Here is a 23,494-nt window from a genome sequence, read left to right as displayed (position 1 = left end):
ATGAGCGATCTGAGGGAAAGCTTCCGCCGCCAGGCGGAGGCGCTTGGATTGGAGGAGCGGCTGCAGGCATGCCCGCTGCCGGAGCCGATCCTTGTCGAGGCGGACGCGCTGGAGCGGGTGCCGGCCTATATCGCGGGCCAAGGCTGGCGCAAGGCGGCGATCGCCTGCGACGAGCGGACGGCCGCCGCGGCGGGCCGGCGGCTGCAGCGGCTGCTTGAGCAGGCGGGCATCGACGCTTTTGTCGCCGTCATAGCGGCGGATGCCGCCGGGGACGTCGTCGCCGACGAGGCGTCGCTCATGGAGCTGCTGCTCGCGGCCAAGCCGGCGGGAGCGGACGTGCTGTTCGCGGCCGGAGCGGGCACGATCCACGACCTGACCCGCTTCGCCGCTTATGCGCTCGGCATTCCGTTCGTCAGCGTGCCGACCGCGGCTTCGGTCGACGGCTTCACCTCGCTCGGCGCGCCGCTGCTGCTGCGCGGCGTCAAGACGACGGTCGCGGCCGTCGGCCCGGCGGCCGTGTTCGCCGAGACCGGGCTGCTGCAGGCCGCGCCGGCTCCGCTGACCGCCGCCGGCTTCGGCGACATGCTCGGCAAGCTGACGTCGCTCGCCGACTGGCGGATCGAGCATCTGCTGTCGGGCGGCGCGCAGGGCGGCTGGAGCGCAGGCGTGGCGGCGCTGACCGACAGCGCGCTGCGGCGAAGCATCGAGCAAGCGGATCGCTTGCGAGGCGGCGAGGCCGCCGGGGGCTCGCAGGCGGAGCAGGGCGGAGCGGTTGTGAGCGTGCAGGCGGAGGCGGAGCAGGGCGGAGCGGCATCCGGCGTCGAGACGCTCGCCGAGGCGCTGATCGAATCGGGCCTCGCGATGCTGCTGCTCGGCGCGTCCCATCCGGCGTCCGGCGCGGAGCATCATCTGTCCCACTACTGGGAAATGGAGCTTCACCGCGCAGGAGCGCGGCCGCTGCTGCACGGCGCGAAGGTGGGCGTCGCATGCGCGATCATCGCCGACTATTACCGCGCCATCGTCGCCGCTGCTTCGGGCAAGGACGGAGGGGCAGGCAGCGGCGAGGCAGCTGCTGCGGCAGCGGGCACAGGGCGGGCTGCGGGAGTGGATGCAGAGGCGAGGCCGGGAGCGGCCGAAGGGGCTGAGCCGGCATCGCCGCCAAGCCGTAAGTCCGGGCTGGCTGCTCCAACGTACGCCAGCCTGCCTCCCGTGTCGGCGGAGGCGGCGTCGCGCGTCGCCGCCGCGGCAGGTCCGGCCTGGAGCGAGATCGAGCGGATCGTCGGCTCGCTGCCTTCCGGCGAGCGGATTCGGGAGCTGCTCGCTCTGGCGGGCGGACCGGGAAGCCCGGCCGAGCTCGGCCTGAGCGACGCCCAGGTCGAGCGGGCGCTGCTCGAGGCCGACCGGGTGCGCCCGGGCCGGCTCACGCTGCTCCGCGCTTACAACGAGGAGCTTCGCAAGCTCGGCTGAGTCGTGTCTGCATGCTCCGAAGAAAGCCGATATTGCCGAAAATTTCGATCCCTGCAAGGAACGTAGGCGATGGCGTACGGGGGTACGTCAAGCCTGCGTGACGAAGCAGGAGGCGTACGAGGGTACGTCAAGCCTGCGTGAGGGGGTACGTCAAGCCCGCGTGACGAAGCAGGAGGCGAAAAGGCCGTGACGCGATGCCTCGGAGCGGGTTTGCAAGCACGCTCTTAGGCTGGAAGCTGCAGAGCCAGCGATGAGGCGGCCGAGCCAGAATCGCTTGGCGGCAGGATAATCCCCAAGCATCACGGCTTTCTGCGGAGGCTGTCCTAGAGGTCAGAGTCATTGACCGAGGGACAGCCTCTTTTTTTGCAGCTGGAATCGGCCGGCTCACGAAAAGGCTGCGAGCCACGCGCAACAGGCAGGATGAGGCATGATATCCACAGCCGCCGCATCCAGTCGAAAGCGTTGACAGGCGATGGAAGGCGTTGCCATAATAGGACGATCATGCGATGCGGAAGGGGGACGTCGATGAATCAGGAAGCGATGGAAGCGCGGGTCGCGCGGCTCGAGGAAGAAGTGCGGGAGCTCCGGCGTCAGCTGTACCGATACGGGCGGCTGCTTCAGGACGGGGGGCCGCTGCAGGCAGAGGCGCAACCGCCAAGCAGCCAGCTGCAGGCAGAGGAGCATTCCGGGGCGCGTCCGTCAGGAAGCCACCTGCAGGCGGCGCCTCCGCCAGGCAGCCAGCAGATAGGGGCGCATCCGCCGGGCAGCGGCCAGCAGACAGGGGCGCATCCGCCGGGCAGCGGCCAGCAGACAGGGGCGCATCCGCCGGGCAGCAGCCAGCAGACAGGGGCGCATCCGCTTGCCGGGCCTAATCAGGCCGCTTCTCCTCCGCAGGCTGGCCATCTTGAAGCTCATTCGAAAGAAGGACCGCTCGCGGGAGCTCCATGGGCCGGTCAGAGCTCGGCCGCAGGCGCGGCAGAGCCGCCGCTGGCGGCAGGGCATCCGGCTGCCGGCTGGAGCGGAGCGTCTGCGCATTCGGGCGCCGAAGGGCGGCCGGGCCAGCCAGGGGCGGCCGGAGCCGGAGCGGGAGCGAATTCGCCGCGGCCGCCGGTGGATTGGGAGCGCCAGATCGGCCAGATATGGCTGCCGCGGATTTTCATCGTCGTCCTGCTGATCGGCGTGCTGTGGGGCTTCTTGGCCGCGGCGAGCGCGGGCTACATCACGCCGGCGATCCGCTGCTGGATCGGGCTGGCCGCCTCGGCGGCGATGTTCGGGCTGGGCGTCCGCTGGATGCAGCAGGATCGGCGAGCGCTGGCGCAGACGCTGCTTGGCGGCGCGAACGGAGTGCTCGTGCTGACGCTTTTCGCCGCCCACATGCTGTACGGCTTCATCGGCCCGGCAGCGGCCTTCGCCCTGTACGTCGCCGTCGTGCTGCTGTTCGTCGGCTGCTCGCTGCGCTACCGGTCGCAGGCGCTCATGCTGGCGGCCGGAGTCGCCGGCGCGCTCGTGCCGTTCCTCGTCGACTCGGTCGCTCCGAGCCTGCCGCTGTTCATCGGCTACGAGGCGGCGTTTGCTGGCGCGGTGCTGCTGCTCAGCTACCGATTCGGCTTCCGGATCGCCTATGTGCTGTCGTATGTGCTGCTTTTGCCGCCGATGCTGTTCGGAGGGGTCAGCGCGGACGAACCTGGCGAGCGCTGGCTCGTGCTGGGCGCGCTGCTGCTGCATTATGGGCTGCAGCTCGGACTGTCGCTGCGGGATGCGGAGTTCGCCAAGCGGCCGGAGCGGCAAGGGCTGCTGCTCGCTTCGTTCGCGCTGAACGCGGCCTGGCTGCATGAGCTGGCCGGACCGTCCGGCTACCGCTGGACGATCGCCGCGCTGTCGCTGCTGCTGGCTGGAGCCGCCTTCGGCTTCCGTTCTCTGGACAAGGACCGGATGCGCCTCTACGCGGCCGCCTCGACGCTGGGCTGGGTGCTTTTGGCCTTCGACGCCGCCTCGTACCGCTACCTCGGTCCGGTGCTGCTCGCGCAGGGCGTCGCATCGCTGTATCTAGGCCTCCGGCTGTCCTCCTGGATGCAAAAAACAGCGGCTGCCGCCACGCTGTTCCTCGGCGTCGGCCTCGTGCTGAACGCCCCGATCCGCGAGGCATGGTCGGAGGAGACGTTCGGCTGGCTCGCGCTGCTCGCCGCTTGGGCGGCCATGTACTTCCTGCTGCGGCCGCTGCGCCACAAGGAGCTGCCGGGCGGTCCCGGACCGCTGCTGCTCTGGAGCGGGGGGATGCTCGTGCTCGTGTTCCTCACGCAGCTGACGCTCGTGCTCGCCGAGACGCTCGATCCGGACCGCCGCTCGCTCGTCCTGTCCGCCGTCTGGGTCGCGTATGCGGTCGCGCTGTTCGCCATCGGCCTGCTGGCGCATAAGTCCAAGGTGCGAGCCGCCGGCATCGTGCTGCTGTTCCTGACGCTGATCAAGGTCATCTTCGTCGATCTGCCTGGCGTCTCGACGGCCGTGCGGGCGGTGCTGTTCATCGGTCTCGGCGTCGTCGGCATCCTCGCGTCGCGGCTGCTCTACCGCAAGCAGCAGGAGTAGCGGGCGGGATCGGTCGGAGCCGCAGGGACGGAGGCTTCGTTCAGTCGGAGAATCCTTCACGGTGAAATTGGCGCTAGGACTCTCCTTAACGGCAAAATTGTCGTTAAGAAGCCCCGCAGATGATGAATGGCTCTCCTTAGCGGCAAAATTGTCGTTAGGAAGCCCCGCAGCTGAGGAACGGCTCTCTTTAGCGGTAAAAATGGCACTGGAGAGCCGCGCCAGTCGGCTGCTGGGACAGCTCGAAGAAGTCCTATTTCGTAAAAAAGCGTCCAGCCCCTGGAATGGGGCTGGACGCTTTTTGCCTGTCGAGGACGGCATGTCGCGGCGAAGCCGCCTCAAACGCTTCGCCGCCGACTCTCTGCCGCGGCGCTGCCAACGGGCGCCGGCTCGTTCATCGCTGCCGCGCCGTCGCCGCACCGCCGCCAATGTTCACCGGCTCGCTCCACGACGCCGCTGCGCCGCCAACGTTCACCGGCTCGCTCCACGCCGCGCCGTAGCCGTGAGCCGGCTCGCTCCACGCCGCAGCCGCCGCCAGCGAAATCCAGCTCGCTCAGCGCTCCGCGGAGAGCCGCAGCCGGACGGAGCTTTCCAGCTCTAGCAGCCGGCGCTTCATCTCCAGCCCGCCTCGGTAGCCCGTCAGCGTGCCGCCGGAGCCGACGACGCGATGGCAGGGCACCGACATGAGCACCGGATTCGCCCCGATCGCCGCGCCGACGGCGCGCGCCGCCGACGGACGGCCGATCGCCTCGGCGATCTGGGCGTACGTCCGCGTCTCGCCGTACGGAATCCGCCGCAGCTCGTCCCATACGGTCCGCTGGAAAGCGGTGCCGCCAAGCGACAGCGGCAGCCGGAACTCGCGGCTCGCTCCGCTCAGCAAAGCGGCGAGCTCATCCAGATAGGGCTGGAGGACGCGGTCCGACCGCTCCAGCGCCGCGCCTGGCCGGCGGGCCGCCGCCCACTCGGCCAGCTCCTCGAACGGCGCGTCCTGCGATCCGCAGAACGCGAAGCCGTCCGCATCCGCTGCGGCATGCAGCCGCCAGCCGTCCTTTTCCAGCACGCTCCAGTACAGCCTGTTCTCTTCTGCGCTCATTCGGCCTTGCCTCCCTCGACATCTTGGTCTCCGCCTGTCCGGCGGCGGTACTCGGCGGGCGTGCAGCCCGCTTCCTGGCGAAACAAAGCGATGAAACGGCTCGCGGAAGGGATGCCGCATTCCTTGGCGACGGCCCCCGCGGTCAGCTCCGTATCGTCCAGCAGCCGCTTGGCCCGCGCGATCCGCTCGCGGCGGATGTACTGCTGCGGCGTCAAGCCCGTCGCCCGCTTGAAGCGGCGATGCAGATGCCAGGGCGACAGGCAGGCGGCGTCCGCCAGCTCGCCGAGGGACAGTCCGGCGCGCAGCCGCTCGGCGATCAGTCCCTCCATCTCGGACAGCCAGGCCTCGTCGGGCTTGGCGGCCTTTTCCGGCTCGCAGCGCTTGCAGGATCGGAAGCCGGCGGCCATCGCCTGCTCCGGCGTCCGGAACACGAGCGTGCGGTCGCGCCGCGGATCGCGGGAGCGGCAGGACGGCCGGCAAAAGATGCCGGTCGAGCGCACGGCGTACCAGAACGCTCCGTCCGCCGACGCGTCGCAGCCGGTGATGGCCGTCCATTCGACGTCCGACGGGAGCTCGCCGCCAAGCAAGGCTCCGGCCGGGCCGGAGCGGGTCGTTCGCTTCATGCGAGTCACCTCCATGACGCCAGTATACCCTTTTTCAGGCGCTTGCGGGCGCATCGGAGGATGAAACCGCAAGAATGGAGCATGGGGCGGGCAGGCGGCCTTTTTCCAGGCCCTTCTGTCCGCCCCATGCGGTTTCGGCTAGATGAACAGATTGATGCCCGACTGGTCCGCCTTGCCGAGGTAATAGCCGACGCCGCCGACTTTGATGCCGTCGATCAGCTCCTCGCGCTTCAGCCCCATGACGTCCATCGACATCGAGCAGGCGACGATCTCGACGCCCTGGTCAAGCGCCGTCTGGATGAGCTCCTCCAGGGAGGAGATGCCGCTGCCCTTCATGACGCCGCGGATCATCTTGGCTCCGAGGCCGCCCATGTTCATGCGGGACATGCCGAGCCGCGTGCTGCCGCGCGGCATCATCAGGCCGAACATCTTGCCGACGAGGCCTTTGTCCGCCTGTACGCGCTCCGGCTTGCGGATGATGTTGAGCCCCCAGAAGGTGAAGAACAGCGTCACCTTCTTGCCGCTTGAGGCGGCGCCGTTGGCGATGATGAAGGAGGCGATCGCCTTGTCGAGGTCGCCGCTGAAGACGACGAGCGTGCTGCCCTCGGGCGTGGCGGGAGCGGCTGCCGAAGCGGCGGACGCTGCGGCGCCTGCCGCTGCGGACGGCGACGCCTGCGCGCCGGCTGCCGGCCGCTTGCGCAGCAGCGCCTCGAAGCGGCCGCCTGCCGCGCGGCCGGACTGCAGCAGCTCCGCTCCGTACATGCGGGCCCATGCGCCGACATCCTCGCCGAAGCCGGGATCGGTCGCCTGCACGCGCAGCACTTGGCCGGGCTCGAGCGCGTCCATGCGCCGCTTGACCTCGACGAGCGGGCCGGGGCAGGAGAGGCCGCAGGCGTCGAGCGTCGCGTCCGGCTCCGGAGCGCCATCATCGCCGGCGGCCTTGCCGCCGGGGCTGTCCGGAGCTTCCGCCGTCGCCGCGATCGGCATCGCAGCCGGAGCTTGGCGGCTTGCTTCCGCGGCTTTTTCGCTCATCCGCTTCGCCGCCTCGAACAGACGGTACGTCTTGAAGCCGCCGCTCAGGTTGCGCGTCCGGTAGCCGTGCTGGGCGAGGATGCGGGAGGCGGTGTAGCCGCGCATGCCGACCTGGCAGTACACCCAGATCTCGCGGCCCGGATCGAGCTCGGCGAGGCGCTCCCGCAGCTCGTCGACCGGCACCAGCAGCGAGCCCGGAATGTGGCCGGCCTCATGCTCCATGACCGAGCGGACGTCCACGAGCAGCGTCGCGGACTCGTCGCGCTCCGCCAGCTCCGGCGCATGGAAGACCGGCATCCGTCCGGCGAGGATGTTTTCCGCCGTGTAGCCGGCCATGTTGACCGGGTCCTTGGCGGAGGAGTAAGGCGGCGCATAGGCGAGCTCCAGCTCCGCCAGATCGTGGACGGTGCCGCCGAGCCGCAGCACGGCCGCGATCGAGTCGATGCGCTTGTCGACGCCGTCCGCTCCGACCGCCTGCGCGCCGAGGATAGCGCCGTCCGGGGCGAACAGCAGCTTGAGCGCCATCGGCGCGGCATTTGGATAATAGCCGGCGTGGGAGGCGGGATGCACGTACGTCGCTTCGTACGGGACGCCTTGCTCGCGCAGCGTCTTTTCGCTGCGGCCGGTCGCCGCTCCGGTCAAGCCGAACACCTTGATGATCGACGTGCCCTGCGCGCCCTTGTACGTCGACGGCAGGCCGCAGATCGCATCGGCGGCGATGCGGCCTTGCTTGTTCGCGGGGCCGGCGAGCGGCACGGCCGACGGGCGGCCGCTGCCCAGCTCGCGGACGAGCACGGCGTCGCCGACGGCGTAGACGCCCTCCGCGCTCGCGCGCATCGACTCGTCGACAAGGATGTGGCCGCGCTCGCCGAGCGCAATGCCGCTGCCCTGAAGGAAAGCGGTGTCCGGCTCGACGCCGACCGCCAGCACGACAAGCTCGGAGCGGACGAGGCCGCCTCCGGCGAGCTCGGTCTCGACGGCGCCTCCGGCGAGCTCGCGGAAAGCCTTGGCCGTCTCATGCAGCAGGACGCGCACGCCCGCGTTCTCCAGCTCGGCTTGGAGCATCGAGGCGAGCTCGGGATCGAACGGGGCGAGGATTTGGCCGGAGATTTGCACGAGCGTCACGTCAAGTCCGGCCTCGCGCAGGTTCTCGGCCATCTCGACGCCGATGAAGCCGCCGCCGACGACGAGCACGGAGCGCGTGCCTTGGCGGTCGACGAGCGACTTGATGCGGTCGGTGTCCGCCAGGTTGCGCAGCGTCGTCACCGCGCCGAGGCGGGCGCCCGGCACGGACGGCACGATCGGCTTCGCGCCGGGAGAAAGCAGCAGGGCGTCATACGCTTCCTCGTACGTCTGTCCGTCGCGGGTGCGCACGGTGACCGTGCGGGCCGCCGCGTTGACGGCGACGACCTCGCTGCGGACGCGGATGTCCAGCCGGTAGCGGGCGGTCATCGCCTCCGGCGTCTGGACGAGCAGGCGGGAGCGGTCCTGGATCGAGCCGCCGATGTAGTAGGGCAGGCCGCAGTTGGCGAAGGAAATATGGTCGTCGCGCTCGAACAGGACGATCTGCGCGTTCTCGTCGAGCCGGCGCAGCCGGGCGGCGGCCGAAGCGCCTCCGGCGACGCCGCCGACGATCAGAATTTTTTTGCGGGTCATGATGGGGTCTCCTCCTTGAGCAGGATGCCGGCGAGCTGCTTCACGCGCTCGTCGGCGATCGTATAGTGGACTTCGAGGCCGCTGCGGGACGTCTGCACGATGCCCGCGGCGCGGAGCTTCTGCAGATGCTGGGAGACGGTCGACTGGGGCAGGCCGAGGCAGTCCTGCATGAAGCTGACGTTGCAGGAGCCTTTGGCGAGCAAGCCGTTCACGATGCAGAGCCGCACGGGATGGGCGAGCGCCTTCAGCAGCTCCGCCGCCTCCTCGAACGCTCGGCTGTCGGTGTTCATGGGCGGATCTTCCTTTCGGGAAAAATAATCGTTATAACGTAATATTACGATATATGGATGGAAAGGGCAAGCGAGGCCGCGGGCAAGGGAAAACTTGCCGCGTCCGCAGGCGCCAGACTGCATCGGGCTGGGCTCGCGCCCGCGCCGAGCGATCCGAGCGGAGCAGGCTGGCCGCGCCAGCGCTCGCGCCGCGTCGCGCCTCAACTATCCGCGCCTCAACTATCCGCGCCTCAACTATCCGCGCCTCAACTATCCGCGCCTCAACTCGCCGCGCCTCAATGCGCGCCGCGCCTCTTACGTCCGGCTCACTTCTCCTCCGGCTCGTCGTTCTCGGTGAACCAGAGCGGGTCGTCGCAGTCCGGCTCGCCGTTGTAGTTGATCATGATCTCCTCGCCCGCCGCGATGTCGCGATAGGCGTAGAACTCGACGGTCAGCTGCTCGAAGTTCAGCTCGTACACCGCGTTCGGCTCGTAGGAGTGGTTGAACAGGCTTCCGTATCCCAGCACGAGCGCGCCGTGGTTGGCCCCGAAGTTGAACACGTAGTCCTCGAGGATCGTCTGCTCGATCAGCTCATGCTCCTCGTTCGGGTATGTGACGACCGGAGCCTCGTGGAACAGCGTTCCTTTGGCGATGTCGCGGGTCGCGAAGACGCCTCGGGTGAATTCGCCCGTCGTATTCGGGGATTGGCGCACTTCCAGCATAGAGCGGCTCACCTTCCTCTTCTTTGGAATGAATATCTCAGTTTAACCCGCCCCCGCGAAAACGGCAAACCATGCCTTTAGTCTCCTGCCTGAAGCAGCGCTTTCATGGTAAAATTGGATTGCGCTTCCTGCGCGAGGACCTTCGCGTCCGCACGGCCTGTTTTTCCGCCAGCCGCACCTGCTCACACGACACGAGGCGGCACTCGGATGAACGGGCTTTTTGACGATGCGGCGCGCCTGCGGACGGCAGCGACATGGGTGATGGGGAGAGGGATGGCAATGGCTCTGCAATCGGCTTGGACGGAATGGGAACGCACGCTTCAGACGGGGGACCTGGTGTTTTTTCACGGCATTTTCCTCGAATCGGAGGAGATCGAGATCATCAGCCGCTCGGAATGGTCGCATGTCGGCATGGTCGTAAGGCTGCCCGGCTTCGATGAGGCGCTGCTGTGGGAGTCGACGACGACCGAGACGCTCGAGGACGTCGAGCAGCATCGGATCAAGACCGGACCGATGCTCGTGCGGCTGCGCGAGCGCATCGCGACCGACGAGGCGGACCGGTACGATTCGCGGTACGCGTTCCGGCAGCTGCAGGGAGACAGGCCGGCGGACACGCTGGACAAGTTCCAGGCGTTCGTCGAGGAGGTGCATGACGCGTCGTTCCCGAGCCTGACGAAGATGGCCGAGGAGCTGCTCGCGGGGAGCTGGGATTGCCAGGCGGATGAAAAGACGTTCTTCTGCAGCGAGCTGGTGGCGGAAACCTACATGCGCCTCGGCTGGATGGAGCGCGGGCATCCGTCGAATTATTATACGCCCAAGCTGCTGGCCAAGAGCCAGGACCTGCCGCTCGCCGCCGGGCTTGTGCTCGCCCGCGAGCTGAGGTATTTGAAGGATGCCGAAATTCCGACCGTCCAGCCGTAAGCGATGGCGGCTCCTGCCGGCCGCGCTGCTGCTGCTGACGATCGGGGGGGCGGCGGCCTGGACGCTGCTGGTGCCGGATAGCGGCGGGGAGCAGGCGCCTGCGGCGACGGCGGGAAAAATCGACCTGACCGGCCAGCCGTTCGACGAGGCGATCGCGCTGCGCGGACAGTGGGAGTTCTACCCCGGCCGGCTGCTGGAGCCCGCCAGCTGGGATGCCGGTGCCGGAGCGCCGCCGCAGCCGGCCGGCTACATGGACGTGCCCGGCTACTGGAACAGGCAGCCGATCGACGGACGGACCTATCCGCTGGAGGGCTGCGCGACGCTGCGTCTGACGGCGCTTTTGCCGGAGGAGCTGCCGCTGCTCGCCGTCAAGCTCGGCAATACGTTCACCTCGTACCGGCTGTGGGCGGACGGCCGCGAGACCGCGTCGGCCGGCGTCGTCGCCTGCTCGCGGGAGGAGGCGGTGCCGCGCCAGATCGTGCAGGTGGCGCCGCTGGAGAGAGGAGACGGGCCGGAGCTGGAGCTCGTGCTGCAGCTGTCCAACTACGACTACTATAAAAGCGGCTTCCAGCGAAGCCCGCTGATCGGCACGGAAGCGCAGCTCGAAGCGTCATATCGCCGCGACGCGGCCGTCTCCTGGTTCGCCTTCGGAGCCTGCGGCATCATCGCGTTTTACCATCTGCTCGTATTCGCCGTGCGGCGGCGCCATCTCGCTTCGCTGTATGTCGGCTCGTTCTCGCTGCTCATGTCCGTGCGGACGCTGCTGGTGAACGACCGCCTTGTCTATACGATCTTTCCCGAGCTGGACTGGCAATGGTTCGCCAAAGCGCTCTACCTCATCTTCTACCTCGGCCTGCTGCTGCTGACCCGGATGCTGCGGGAGCTGTATCCGGCGTTCGTCGGACGCCGGCTCGTCCGCGCCTCCGACGCCGTCGGCGGCCTGGGAGCGCTGCTATGCCTGCTGACGGAGCAGCGGGTGTACGAGCATGCGCTGCTGCCGGCGGAGCTTTACGCCTGCTTTGTCATGGCGTACGGGGCCGGCGCGATCGCCGTGGCCGTCGCCCGGGGCGAGCGGGGGGCGCTGCTGTTCCTTTGCGGCTTCGCCGTCCTCGCCGCTACGATCATCCACGACTTCTTCTACATGGCGGACCTGACGCGGGCGGCCTCGCTCGCTCCGCTCGGCTTCCTGGCGTTCTCGCTCTTCCAGTCGGTCCTGCTCGCCCGCCAGTACGCCGGCTCGTTCGCCGAGGCCGAGCAGCTGGCGCAGCGGCTGCTGGCGATGGACCGGCTCAAGGACGAGTGGAGCCAGACGCTGGAGCAGCGGGTGCGGGAGCGGACGGCGGAGCTGCAGGAGGCGATGGAGCGGCTGGAATCGGCGCAGCGGCAGCTCGTGCAGGCCGAAAAGATGGCCTCGCTCGGCAGTCTCGTCGCCGGCGTCGCCCATGAGATCAACACGCCGATCGGCATCGGCGTCACCGCGTCGAGCCATCTCGCCCAGCGCGCCGAGCGGCTGCGGCAGCTGTACGCCTCCGGGCAGATGAAGCGGACCGAGCTCGAGCGGTTCCTGGCCGAAAGCTCGGAGTCGGCGTCCATCCTGCTGTCGAACCTGCAGCGCACCGAGCAGCTCGTGCGCAGCTTCAAGCAGGTCGCCGCCGGCCAGGCGAGCGAGCTGCCCCAGCGGTTCGAGGCCAAGCAGGCGGCGCTCGACGTGCTGATCAGCCTCAGCCCTCTGCTGCGGGAATCCGGCGTCCGGCTGGACGTGCGGGTCGAGGCGGAGGAGGGGCTGGAGACGACGGGATATGTAGGGGCTTTTTATCAGATCCTGACCAACCTGCTCGTCAACTCCGTCACGCATGCGTATCCGGAGGGCGGCTCCGGCATCGTCGCGATCACCATCTCGCGGCTGCGGGAGCGGGCGGGGCTCTATGTGGAATTCGAGGACGACGGCGTCGGCATGGAGCCGGAGCTGGCCGCGCGGATCTTCGATCCGTTCGTGACGACGCGTCGGGGCCGCGGAGGAACCGGGCTCGGCCTCAGCCTCGTGTACAGCCTCGTCGCGACGACCTGGGGGGGAGCGGTCCGCATCTGGAGCGAGCCCGGACGCGGCGCGCGCTTCGAGCTGGAGCTGCCCGAGGCGGCGGAGGAGACGGGCGAGGAGCGGGCGCACGAACGGAGGGACGGCGGGCAGGCGCAGGCAAGGAATCGGTCATGAAGGAGGAGCAGAGGATGGAGGAAGAGGAGATCGGCTTCGCGCCGGAGGAGGAGCCGGCGGCCGAAGACGGCTCCGGCTGGAAGTTCCTGATCGTCGACGACGATCCGGACATCCACCGCGTCACCCGGCTCGTGCTCGGGCCGGAGACGTTCGAGGGACGGCCGCTCGTTTTTTACAGCGCCTACAGCGCGGCGGAAGCGCTGGAGCTGCTGCGCGGGCATGCCGACTTCGCGGTCGTGCTGCTGGATGTCGTCATGGAGACGGAGGATGCCGGACTGCGGCTGGCGAGATCGATCCGGGAAGAGCTCGGCAATGCGCTCGTGCGCATCGTGCTGCGCACCGGGCAGCCGGGCCAGGCTCCCGAGTCGGACGTCATCCGCAGCTATGACATCAACGACTATCGCGAAAAGACGGAGCTGACCAGCTCGAAGCTGTTCAGCACCGTCTACGCCTCGATCCGCGCCTATCGCGCGGCCGTGGAGCTGTCCCGCTCGCAGGCGCGGCTCGAGGAGGCGGTCCGCCGCCGCACGCAGGAGCTGGAGGAGCGCGGCCGGCAGCTGGAGGCGTCCATCCGCTCGGCCTACGAGGCGATGGCCGAGGTGGCCGTGCTGGAGGAGCGGGGGCGGATCGCCCGCGAGATCCATCACAGCGTCGGCCATACGATGACGGCGGCGATCGTGCAGCTGGAGGCGGCGCGGCGGCTGCTTGCCGCCGGCGAGGGCGACGAGGCCGAGGCCAAGGTGGAGATCGCCCGTCAGCTCGCGCGCAAGGGGCTGGAGGAGATCCGCGGCTCGGTGCGCGCGATCGCCGCGGACAGCTCGGTGCGGCGGTCGGCGGGCGAGGAGCTGGAGCAGGTGGCCCGGGAAGCCGAGTGGGCGAGCGGCGTCCGGGTGGAAGCAAGCTTCGGCGGCTTGCCTCCGCTCAGCTGGTACCAGGCGCGGCTGCTGCGGGATATTTTGCGGGAAGGGCTCACCAACGGCATCCGCCATGGCGGAGCGCAGCGCTTCGCCTGCCGGGCGGAGGTGGAGCCGTCCGCCGAGGGCGGGCGGCGGATCGCGCTGTCGCTCTGGAACGACGGCCGCTGGAGCGGCGACGCGGAGCCCGGCTTCGGGCTGCGCGCCCTGCAGGGGCAGCTCGCCGAAGCCGGCGGCAGCCTGACGCTCGCCGCGTCCGCGCGCGGCGGCGCGGAGCTGCGGGCCGCGCTGCCGCTGCCGCGAGAGGCGGCCGCGGCCGTGTCGGCGGAGGAAACGGCCAGCGGGGCGAGGTTGCGGACCGTGCTGCCGTTGAGCCGCGAGGCGGAGGCGGCGACAGCATTCGCTAATGGGGCGGCTCCCTCCGAGGCAGGAGAAGCGGGCGACGTAGCGGCGGCCAGCGAGCATGCGGATCGTTCCGAACCGCGTTCGCCAGGAGGCGGGACGCCATGAGTCCGCTGCGCATCGTCATCGCCGACGACCAGGCGCTCATGCGCGACGGCCTGCAGACGATCGTGCGGCTCGAGCCCGACATGGAAGTCGTCGGTCTGGCGGCGGACGGAGCGGAGGCGCTGGAGCGGGTCCGCGAGCTGGAGCCGGACGTGCTGCTACTCGACATCCAGATGCCCCGCATGGGCGGCATCGAGTGCGCTCGGAGGCTCGCCGAAGAAGGCTCGCCCACCGTCGTGCTGCTGCTGTCCACATTCCTCGACGACGGCTACGTCCGGGACGGGCTCGCGGCGGGCGCATGCGGCTATCTGCTGAAGGACATGGACGCCCCGCAGCTGCTCGACGCGATCCGCGACGCCGCCAAAGGCCGGCTCGTCATGCCGGCCGCCGTCGCCTCCAACGTCGCCGCGCAGCTGCGTCGGCTCGCGGAGGAGGCGGCGCCAGCCGGAGCCGCAGGCGCAGGATATCGAGCGGGTGAAGGCACTGGACAGCCAGCGGAATCTTGGCGAGCGGGAGCAGCAGGCGCTGGGCAGCCGCGGGAATCTGGTCGAGCGGGAGCAGGCCAGGGTCGATCCGTAGAAGCATGGCGTTCGGGAGGACCCGGTTCAGGACTGCGCGCCACCGCGAGCTCCGGCCATCGCACGGGCGTCGGCAGGCTGCCGGGCACGCCTGCGGGAGCAGCATGGGGGTTTACCGAGCGTGAGCTGGAGGTGGCGCGCCATATCCGCAGCGGCTTGTCCAACAAGCAGATCGCGGCTGCCATGTTCATGAACGAAGGCACGATCCGCAACTATGCCAGCGTCATCTACAGCAAGCTCGGCGTCGGCGACCGCACGGCGGCCGTACTGCTTCTGCGCGAAATCGAGCTGTAACGTCAAAGAGGTCCCTCTTCATCCGCTGCGGATGAAGGGGGACCTCTTTTTTTGTCGGCGCAGGCAGCATGTGTCGGCTTCAACTGCATGGAAGTCGGGGAGCGAGCTTGCAGCCCGAAAAAATCGGGTTGCAGAGGAGACCCACTAGCCAAGTCGGTTACATGAACGGAGTTACACGGAAAAACCGAGTAATTCGGGTGTGAGGTGATGCAGGCGGGTGGAGTTGCGCGGAAAAACCGAGTAACTCGGGTGTACGGGGATGCAGGCGGGTGGAGTTACGCGGAAAAACCGAGCAGCTCGGGTGTGAAGGGATGCAGGCGGGTGGAGTTACGCGGAAAAACCGAGTAACTCGGTTGTACGGGGCGGCAGGTGGGGGGAGTTGCGCGGAAAAACCGAGCAACTCGGGTGTGAGGTGATGCAGGCGGGTGGAGTTACGCGGAAAAACCGAGTAACTCGGGTGTGAGGGGATGCAGTGGGTGGAGTTGCGCGGAAAAACCGAGTAACTCGGGTGTGAGGTGATGCAGGCGGGTGGAGTTACGCGGGAAAACCGAGCAGCTCGGGTGTGAGGTGATGCAGGCGGGTGGAGTTACGCGGAAAAACCGAGTAACTCGGGTGTGAGGTGATGCAGGCGGGTGGAGTTATGCGGAAAAACCGAGCAGCTCGGGTGTGCGGGGACGAAACGGACGTAATTACGCGGAAAAACCGAGTAACTGGGAGTTGTGCTGTCCTTGGAGACAATCGTGCGGGCGGGGCAACTGCTCGCCAACTCGAAAAATCGATTTACTCAGGAACGAGGAGGCGCAGCATGATGGCGATGGCGGCGAAAAGCTGGAGCGGAGAGGATGGACCCTCTTGGAGAAGCGGAGCGGTTCCCTTGAAGGCCGGATTCCTTCCGCTTCGGAAAGGGAGATCAGAGGAATCTGGGCTTCACAGGAATCGGAAAGAGGGCCCATCCGCGGAGCGGCGCAACAACAAGCAGAATGATCCATCCGCGGAGCGGCATAACAGCAAGCAGAATGGCCCATCCGCGGAGCGGCGTTGAGCAAGCAAAGAGTCCATCTACGCATCGGCAAAGAAGCAGGCAGTCGAGGAATTGCATGACGTCCGCCATCTCCGGCCTCCCCGCTCCATGACGTCCGTCATCCCCCGCCCCCCGGCTCCATTACGCCCGTCACCGCATATACGGACAAAAACGGCGACTCCCGTCTCTGTCCGAATGACGCGCCGTCCCGGTATAACGGAGACAGGAAGTCGAAAGGAGAGGATAGGATGGCGAAAGGAATCGACACGGCGGTCAACTGCCACTCGCTGGCGAAGGCGATCCACGAGGCGGGCTATGCGTTCGTCGGCCGCTACTACAACCGCAATCGGCCGCAGAAGAATTTGACGAGGGAGGAGGCGGCCGCCCTGAGCGCGGAGGGGCTCTACATCGTCGCGGTGTGGGAGAACGGCTTCCCGACGAGCGCGGCGTACTTCGACTACGAGGCCGGCCAAAGAGACGGCGCCGACGCGGCGGCCTACGCCCGCCGGACGATCGGGCAGCCGGGAGGCACGCCGATCTACTTTACGGTCGACTACGACGCCTCCGAGGCGGATCTGAACGGACCGGTGCGGGACTATATCCGCGGCGTCGTCGAGTCGGTGCAGGCGGAAGGGGCCGAGGCGGCCGGCAAAGGCGGAAAGCCGTACGCGGTCGGCATCTACGGCTCGGGCTACAGCTGCAGCCGCATCCGCGCCGAGCATCCGCAGGTCGCGTACGCCTGGCTGGCGGAGTCGCGCGGCTGGCGGGGGCATGAGGCGTTCGCCGGCTGGAATATCCGGCAGCTGCAAAGCACGACCGTCTGCGGCCTATCGGTCGACACGAACGAGTCGAGCGGCGACGGCGGCGGCTTCCGCATCGCCGTGCCGGCCGGGTAGCGGCCGATGGAGCTGACGCTTCGCAAGCCGCCGCGTCCGATTCGCGGCGCCGCGCTGCCGGCGGCGATCGCGCTGCTCGTGCTCGCGCTGGCGCTGCTGCCGCCGCTCGTGACCGCGTACAACCTCACCAAGGCGCCGACGCGGACGCTCATCGCCGAGCTCGACCGGGGCCGGACCGACGGGCCTCCCGTGGCGGCCGACGAGCTGAAGGACCGGCAGGCAGCCAAAACCGCCGTCGCCCGGCTGCTCGGCCCTCCCCGAGCAGCAACGAGCGCTGCCGCCTTCGGAGCGAATCCGACGGCAAACGGGCTCGGCTCCGGCACGGATCCGTCCGCAGACGCTGCCGCCCCCGCCCCCGCGCTCGATCCCGAGCGGCTCGCCGAGCTGAAGGAGTCGCTCAGCTCCGGCCAGGGGGCGCTCTGGGCCGGACATGCGCTGCTGCTGGCGCTGCTGTGCGGACTCGTCAGCAAGCGGCTGACCGGCCGCTATCGCGGGCTGCTCGTGAACGAGCGCAACGTCATGAGCCTGTCCCGCTTCCAGACGGTCGTCTGGACGGTGCTGCTGCTGTCCGCCTACTATACGGCCGCCTCGCTGCGAGCGTACGGCCTGGCGGACCCGACGGCCGCGCTGCAGATCGACATGGACTGGCAGCTGTGGGCGCTCATGGGCATCAGCGTCACCTCGCTCGTCGCCGCGCCCGTCATCCATGCGCAGAAGCAGGACAAGCAGCCGGATCCGGCGGCGGCGGCCAAGCTCGATCCGGAGCAGGTGGCGGCCGGCGACGGCATCCTGCTCGCCAAGCCGCGGTTCCAGGATGCGGCGTGGAACGACCTGTTCCAGGGCGAGGAGCTCAAGACCGCGGGCTACGTCGACCTGGCCAAGCTGCAGCTGTTCTTTTTCACCCTCGTCGGGGCGGCCGCCTACAGCGCGCTGCTGCTCCAGCTGTTCGGCACCGTCCCGGCGGAGGAGCTCGGGCGGCTGCCGACGCTGGGCCAAGGCTTCCTCGCCGTGCTCGGCATCAGCCATGCCGGCTATCTCGCCAGCAAGACCGTCGACCGCACGCAGACGGCGGACGATTGAACGGCGCCGCAGCGCCATGCCCTTCCGCCATTCCCCTTTCCACCGATCCCCATCCGAAAAGGAGTGCAAAAAACGATGACCGACAGCCGCAATGCCCTGACCGACTTCGACCTGTGCCTGGCGCTCGCCCAGACGAGCCTCGACAGCCAGCTCGGCTACGCCTGGAAAGCCTGGAAAAGACGGCGCCAGCTCGACGAGACGCTGAAGCTGCATCCGCTCAAGAAGGACGGCACGCCGTCCCCGTACGGCCTGACGGCGACGCTGGCCCCGCTGCGCGTCGATCTGAACGTGCCGGACGCCAAGCTGGCGCAGGTGAAAGTGACGCTGACGCTGCTGAGCGGCACCGTCACCTATTACGACGAAGACAACGATGAGGCCGCCGAGGCGCCGATCGACAACTGGAGCGTGTCCTTCCTCACCGATCTGGACAAAAAGCCGGTCGATCTCAAGGCGCTGCGCGCCATCGACCCGGCCAGCGCCCAGACGGCGCAGGACGCGATCGACTCCGCCAAGCAGCAGGCCGGCTTGCCGGATGACGTGTTCTCCATCGAGTACCTGTTCCTGGAGCTGACGAACGCGAACCTGCTGATGGCCGACAACCACGACGTCAACATCCCGCCGGACGTGCCGCAAGCGGCGCGCGTGAAGGCGCTGTCGCTGCTCGGCGGCCTGCTTCAGTCCGGCGACTCGGACGACTTCCTGCTCGGCACGGTCGTGCGCCGCAACGCGGGCCAGCAGCAGCCTCCGACGTTCGCGCTGACCGACTTCGTGTTCGACGTGCATGCGGTGCCGGAAGCGCCCGCCGCGAGCACGCTCAGCTATCTCGGCGCGCTCGCCGGACGCCCGCTGCCGGCGGACAAGGACGGCGCGCGCGTCGCGCTCCAGGACCGCTGGATCGATCCGGCGATGCTGGACGGCTCGAAGGGGCTCGTCTCGGGCCTGCTCGCGATCCGCAAGGAGGTGTTCGTGGACAACTACCTCATGCCCCAGTTCGCCAAGGCGCTCGGCGGCCTGCAGCCGCAGGCGGACGGCTTGAACCGCCGCTTCCAGCGGGAGGAGACCCAGTCGAACCGCAGCCGCGACATCATCGACCACTTCATCGACCTGACGAAAGGCTTCGAGCTGAACGTGGCGATCCGCCCGGGCAGCGCCTCGATGGACGTCACCGGCCGCGTCTACTGCTCCTTCGTCTATCGCGAGCATACGCTCGGCCCGGCCGGCATGGAGACGGCCAAGCTCGACGCCGCCGGCGAAGCCCCGATCACGGGCAGCGTCGCCCTCTCGACGCCGGGAGGCACGAGCGCGTTCCGGCTCGATCCGCAGTTCGACTATTCGTTCGGCGACTTCCATACGACCCGCAACGAAGCGAGCGGCTTCGGCAAGGTCGAGGAGGCGTTCTCGGAAATTCCGAAGCTGCTCGGCATCACGGGCGGCACGCTGCTGGAAATCATGACCCATGCCGCCAGCGACATCGTCGGCGAGCTGGAAGACGGGCTCCGGCAGGCGTTCTCGCAGCTCGAGCTCGACCTGTCGCAGCACAGCTTCGTGCCGCCGGGCGGAGGCGTGTTCGCCTTCCAGAACTTCCGGTTCTCCGGCGCGACGGGCGACCTGCTGCTGGACGCGATCTACAAGGCGCCTTGAGGCGCGACCTTAGAAGGGAGAGGGATGGATATGGCAGACAAGCAGCCCCGCGTGGAGGCGTTCTCGGCAAAGGATGCTTCAGGCAAGGAGTGGAGCTTCACCGTCAGCTCCGACATTATCGACCACTATGAGCAGGCGCGCGTATTCGGACCGGAGGCGCTCGCCGATCCGGCGGAGGTCGGACGGTACCAGCGGCGGATTGTCTCGCTGCCGGATCATCGCGGCGGCGCCGTGCTGCCGATGCTGCTCAGCATCGGCACGGACGGCGAGCTGTTCCTGGCGCGGCGCGACCTCGAGTCGCCCGACGGCTGGCAGACGATCGACCTGACGCCCGGACGGACGGCGGACGGATCGCCCCGCGTGCAGGCGATCGGCGCGGCGTGGACGGAGGACGACCGGATCGCGCTGGCGGTCGCGACGGAGGAGGCCGGCGGTACGGGCGCGAGCCGGATCTGGACGGCCTTTAACCTGAGCAGCGCCGCCACCGCCTGGGAGACGCTGATCTGGACCGACGGCGGGACGAGGGAAGGGCGGCGCGTCGAGGCGATCCGCGTGCTGGACGAGGGCGACGGCAGCTGGACGGCCGTGCTGGCCGGACACGGGGGAGCGGGCGATCTGCTCTATCTGCTCCGCAGCGGCGGCAAAACCGGCTTCGCCGACGCGCTCGTATTCAATCCGGCGACGACGCTGGACGAGATCTACGACTTCGAGGCGGGCGTGCATCCGACCTACGGCTCGGGCCTGTACGTGCTCGGCACCGGCAGCGGCACCGACACGCTCATGTTCCGGCCGTTCCCCGACTATGACGCATCCGGCCATGCGGCGACCGTGCCGCCGGTCGTGCCGCTGCCTTGTCCGGCGGGAGCCCGCCTGCTGGAGACGGGCTTGACCGGAGCGGACGGCACCGACCTGTACGTCGGCGGCAGCGGCGTCAGCCTGCTGACGGCGGACGAGCAGGACAACGCCGACCAGGCCGCGCCGGCGGTCGTCGTGCCGCCGGAGGCCGCGCCGGCCGTGACCGATCTGTGCCTGGCCGAGCGTCCATCCGCAGGCGGCAAGGCGACGAGCGTCTGGTGCCTGCTGCAGGACGGCGGCCTGCTGACGGCCGCCCAGGACGCGGGCGGCGGCTGGCTGGCGCCGCTGCTCGTGCGGACCGGCGTGCTGGAAATGGCTCCGGCCATGGGCGACGGCAGCCTGCGCTCGTCCGTGCTGGCGGTGTACGCCGGCGGCGGAGCGGGGCTGATCGCCCAGGCGGCGGACGGCCGCAGCTGGCAGGAGACGGAGCTGCGCGTGCAGGATCCGGCCGCGATGATCGCCTCCACCTGCTACGCCGTCACGCTGCGCGTCGTCGAGCCTTCGACCGGCGAGCCGCGCCTGGGCGTCGCCGTGCAGGTCGAGGCGTCCGCGCCGACGAACATCCTGATCGGCGGCCGCCCGGCCTTCATCGGCCCGGGAGTCTCGGCGCAGGCCGTCACCGGCGCGGACGGGGGCGTCAGCCTGTACAGCCGCGTCCAGTCGCTGGCGCCGCCGTCGTATCGGCTGACGGTCGCCGGGCTGGACGGCCATCTCGACCTGCAGCCGGCGGCGGCCGCGCTGGAGCGGTTCGCCAGCCTGACCGGAGCGGAGCTGCGCTCGGCGACGGTGGCCATGCCCGGCGGCGAGCAGCCGCTGCTGCCGGATGCCTGGCGCTCCGGCTCGGGCGCGGAACAGGCCGACGCCGTCGCAAGCGCGCTGCGCCAAGGCGCGCAGCTCGCCGCCGGGCCGAGCGGCAGCTCGTGGACGATCCGGCGCAGCGCGGCCGGAGACCCGTACCGCTCGGACCTTTCCGCCTCGTCCGTGCCGGACGGCTACCGCTGGGGCATCGTCGCCGACGGCCGCGGCGGCGTGCAGGCCGCGGACGACAGCGTCATCGGACGCCTCGTGCAGGCGGCGGAGAGCGCGGAGAGCTTTTTCGTCCAGCTCGGCCATACGGTCGCGGACTTTTTCGAGGGACTGGCTCATCGGGCGGAGGAGGCGTGGACGTTCGTGCTGCACAAGGCGGAGGACGCGCTGCACTTCGTCTGCGAGCTCGGCGGCAAGATCAAGCGCTTCGTGCTGAGCTGCCTCGAGGAGGCGGCGGGCTTCTTCCGCTGGCTGTGGCGGCAGGTGGAGACGGGGCTCGACAAGGTGTGGCAGTTCCTCAAGTTCCTGTTCAGCTGGGAGGACGTGCTGATCGTCCGCGACGCGATGAAGGAGGCGGTCGACGACGCGCTCGGCTACGTGCGCAGCCGGATCTCCGCGCTCAAGCCGACCGTGGAGAGCGGCTTCCGCTCGGCGATGCTGGCGCTCGACAGCTGGCGGCCGGAGGGGGGAGCGGCGTTCCAGCCCAGCCCGCCGGCTCCGGGCGAGAGCCTTCAGGACAAGCTGGAGGCGGCCGCGTCTCCGGTGCGGGAATTCATCGACGCCATTACCGGCAACAGCGTCGTCAGCTGGGTGCGCCGCAAGCTCGACGACGCGGTCGGCGAGATCGTGCATGTCGACGGGCCCGATCCGGCGGCGGAAACGATCCAGGCGGTGGAGACGTTCATCGAAGGGCTCGTGTCCGACGAGGCGCAGGCGCTGATCGACACCTGGGACCGCGTCGAGGCGGACCTGTCGGCGCTGTTCAGCGGCAAGCTGCCGGGACGGTCGGCGCTGTCGCTGGAGACGTTCCGCGATGCGGCGGCAGCCGTGGCGGCCGACGTCGCGGAGGGGCTGCTCGAAGGGCTGCAGGCGCTCGTGCTGCGCTCGCTCGACCTGATGGACGCGCTGATGGGGGCGCTGCGCGACGCCTTGTTCGCGAGAGTCCGGTTCCCGTTCGTGGAAAAGCTCGTCGAGCTCGTCGCGCCGGGCACGCATGTCGACGCCTCCTTCTCGCTGATCGACGGCATGCTGCTGCTGCTCGCCGTGCCGGCGACGATCGCCTACAAGCTGATCGTCGGCGAAGCGCCGCTCGCCAAGGGCGAGATCGTGCCGCTCGCCTTCGGCAACGTCACGGCGCAGTCCGGCTTCTCGGCGCTGAACCGGTTCAGCTGGATCGGCGGGCTGATCGGAGCCTTCCTCAAGGCGGGTGCCGCCGCCTACGCCTGGGCCCAGCAGGCGAGCGACGACGCCAAGCCGTCCAAGCCGGCGATGTTTTTCGGCGTCGCCGTCCAAGGCATCGGCACGGCAGTCGAGGCGATGAGCCGGCGCACGACCCGCGGGGACGCGGTGGAGGCGATCGACGACACGAACCTCGCGATCTCCTCCTTCATGTCGGCCAAGGCGCTCGTGCCGGCGCTCGCCTCGCTGACGAAAACGTACAGCGACCTGGAGTCGGCCGCGTTCAAGAAGCTGGCCAAAGCCAATGCCGCGATCGACCTCGTCTGCACCGGCGTCCGCACCGTGCTGCGCACGGCGGCGTTCGGCATCCTGATCGACGAGGAGCGCAAGTCGGACGATCCTGCCGTGCGCGGCATGCAGACGGCGGAGTCGCTGCTGTGGGTCGACAATTTCTTCGACTATACGGGATCGATGCTGGCCTCGGCCGCGGTGCTGGACGACGAGCCCGAGACGAAGACGATCCTGCTTGGCGTCAGCACGGCGGAAAAAGCCGCCGCGATGCTGGTGGACATCGGCTACGTGATCGCGGTCCAGAAAAACAATCAGCCGGCGTTTTGACGGGAGCCGAGATAGGCCGATAGAGCGGCATAGGCCGATAGAGAGGATAGGCGGATAGGAGAGGGAGAGGCCGATAGAGAGGATAGGCGGATAGAGCGGAATGGACCTGAGGCGGAGCGATCCGCCTCGGGTTTATTTTGTTCGGGAGCGAGGGGGGCCTGCCGGGAGGCCGGGAGGAGGGAATGCCAAAGCGGGGCGGGACTGGGGCGAGAGGAAGCGCGGCGAGATCCGCCGACGGCTTGGTCGGATGGGGGATGCCCGATGCGGAAAGCGGGCTGCAGGCGCTGGCGGCGGAACTGACGGCGCTGAC

General features: G+C 68.9%; 15 protein-coding genes. 10 read left to right on the top strand and 5 right to left on the bottom strand.

All coding sequences use genetic code 11. The features are described 5' to 3' along the window. Positions 1 to 1,467: a sn-glycerol-1-phosphate dehydrogenase gene (locus NYE40_RS16090; protein WP_043110751.1), complete on the top strand. Its 1,467-nt coding sequence runs from the start codon at positions 1 to 3 to the stop codon at positions 1,465 to 1,467. 525 nt (positions 1,468 to 1,992) lie between these two features. Next, complete coding sequence (locus NYE40_RS16085; protein ID WP_028597211.1) at positions 1,993 to 4,050, top strand: DUF2339 domain-containing protein; 2,058 nt, start codon at positions 1,993 to 1,995, stop codon at positions 4,048 to 4,050. A gap of 550 nt (positions 4,051 to 4,600) precedes the next feature. On the opposite strand, the gene NYE40_RS16080 is transcribed toward NYE40_RS16085, so the two are convergent. The 5 genes from NYE40_RS16080 to NYE40_RS16060 form a co-directional block, all read right to left on the bottom strand. After that, positions 4,601 to 5,140: a methylated-DNA--[protein]-cysteine S-methyltransferase gene (locus NYE40_RS16080; protein ID WP_339278671.1), complete on the bottom strand. Its 540-nt coding sequence runs from the start codon at positions 5,138 to 5,140 to the stop codon at positions 4,601 to 4,603. Further along, positions 5,137 to 5,763 carry a helix-turn-helix domain-containing protein gene (locus NYE40_RS16075; RefSeq protein ID WP_052332884.1) on the bottom strand — a complete coding sequence of 209 codons (627 nt, stop codon included), beginning with the start codon at positions 5,761 to 5,763 and terminating at the stop codon, positions 5,137 to 5,139. Before NYE40_RS16075 ends, NYE40_RS16080 begins: the two co-directional genes overlap by 4 nt. A gap of 138 nt (positions 5,764 to 5,901) precedes the next feature. Beyond that, positions 5,902 to 8,451: a DsrE/DsrF/DrsH-like family protein gene (locus tag NYE40_RS16070; RefSeq protein ID WP_028597209.1), complete on the bottom strand. Its 2,550-nt coding sequence runs from the start codon at positions 8,449 to 8,451 to the stop codon at positions 5,902 to 5,904. Next, on the bottom strand, positions 8,448 to 8,741 hold the full coding sequence (locus NYE40_RS16065; protein ID WP_028597208.1) for a metalloregulator ArsR/SmtB family transcription factor: 294 nt from the start codon (positions 8,739 to 8,741) through the stop codon (positions 8,448 to 8,450). Before NYE40_RS16065 ends, NYE40_RS16070 begins: the two co-directional genes overlap by 4 nt. A 305-nt stretch (positions 8,742 to 9,046) precedes the next feature. Further along, positions 9,047 to 9,442 (bottom strand): SET domain-containing protein, encoded by a 396-nt coding sequence (locus NYE40_RS16060; protein WP_028597207.1) that lies wholly within the window; start codon positions 9,440 to 9,442, stop codon positions 9,047 to 9,049. A gap of 279 nt (positions 9,443 to 9,721) precedes the next feature. On the opposite strand from NYE40_RS16060, the gene NYE40_RS16055 reads away from it, so the two are divergent. From NYE40_RS16055 to NYE40_RS16020, 8 genes are all read left to right on the top strand, one after another. Beyond that, the gene (locus tag NYE40_RS16055) at positions 9,722 to 10,363 is read left to right on the top strand and encodes a hypothetical protein (RefSeq protein WP_052332883.1); all 642 of its coding nucleotides are present in this window, start codon (positions 9,722 to 9,724) and stop codon (positions 10,361 to 10,363) included. Then, on the top strand, positions 10,335 to 12,575 hold the full coding sequence (locus NYE40_RS16050) for a sensor histidine kinase (protein ID WP_339278670.1): 2,241 nt from the start codon (positions 10,335 to 10,337) through the stop codon (positions 12,573 to 12,575). The genes NYE40_RS16055 and NYE40_RS16050 overlap by 29 nt, the downstream gene beginning before the upstream one ends. Positions 12,576 to 12,589: 14 nt before the next feature. Beyond that, complete coding sequence (locus tag NYE40_RS16045) at positions 12,590 to 13,999, top strand: histidine kinase (protein ID WP_156876686.1); 1,410 nt, start codon at positions 12,590 to 12,592, stop codon at positions 13,997 to 13,999. Beyond that, positions 13,996 to 14,868 (top strand): response regulator transcription factor, encoded by an 873-nt coding sequence (locus NYE40_RS16040; protein ID WP_339278669.1) that lies wholly within the window; start codon positions 13,996 to 13,998, stop codon positions 14,866 to 14,868. The genes NYE40_RS16045 and NYE40_RS16040 overlap by 4 nt, the downstream gene beginning before the upstream one ends. Positions 14,869 to 16,137: 1,269 nt before the next feature. Continuing rightward, on the top strand, positions 16,138 to 16,785 hold the full coding sequence (locus NYE40_RS16035) for a DUF1906 domain-containing protein (RefSeq protein WP_339278668.1): 648 nt from the start codon (positions 16,138 to 16,140) through the stop codon (positions 16,783 to 16,785). 6 nt (positions 16,786 to 16,791) lie between these two features. Continuing rightward, positions 16,792 to 17,865, top strand: a complete 1,074-nt coding sequence (locus NYE40_RS16030) for a hypothetical protein (protein WP_028597204.1) — start codon at positions 16,792 to 16,794, stop codon at positions 17,863 to 17,865. 75 nt (positions 17,866 to 17,940) lie between these two features. Further along, a complete protein-coding gene (locus NYE40_RS16025; RefSeq protein WP_339278667.1) occupies positions 17,941 to 19,506 on the top strand; it encodes a hypothetical protein in 1,566 nt (521 codons plus the stop codon). Positions 19,507 to 19,536: 30 nt separating this feature from the next. Continuing rightward, complete coding sequence (locus tag NYE40_RS16020) at positions 19,537 to 23,184, top strand: hypothetical protein (protein ID WP_028597202.1); 3,648 nt, start codon at positions 19,537 to 19,539, stop codon at positions 23,182 to 23,184. The last annotated feature ends 310 nt before the right edge of the window (positions 23,185 to 23,494 follow it).

Origin of the sequence: Paenibacillus sp. FSL W8-1187 (assembly GCF_037965485.1) — a bacterium.
Classification (GTDB): Bacteria; Bacillota; Bacilli; order Paenibacillales; family Paenibacillaceae; genus Paenibacillus_O; species Paenibacillus_O pasadenensis.
Note: the sequence above shows the minus strand (reverse complement) of the source record. Positions and strands in the feature narration are given on the sequence as shown.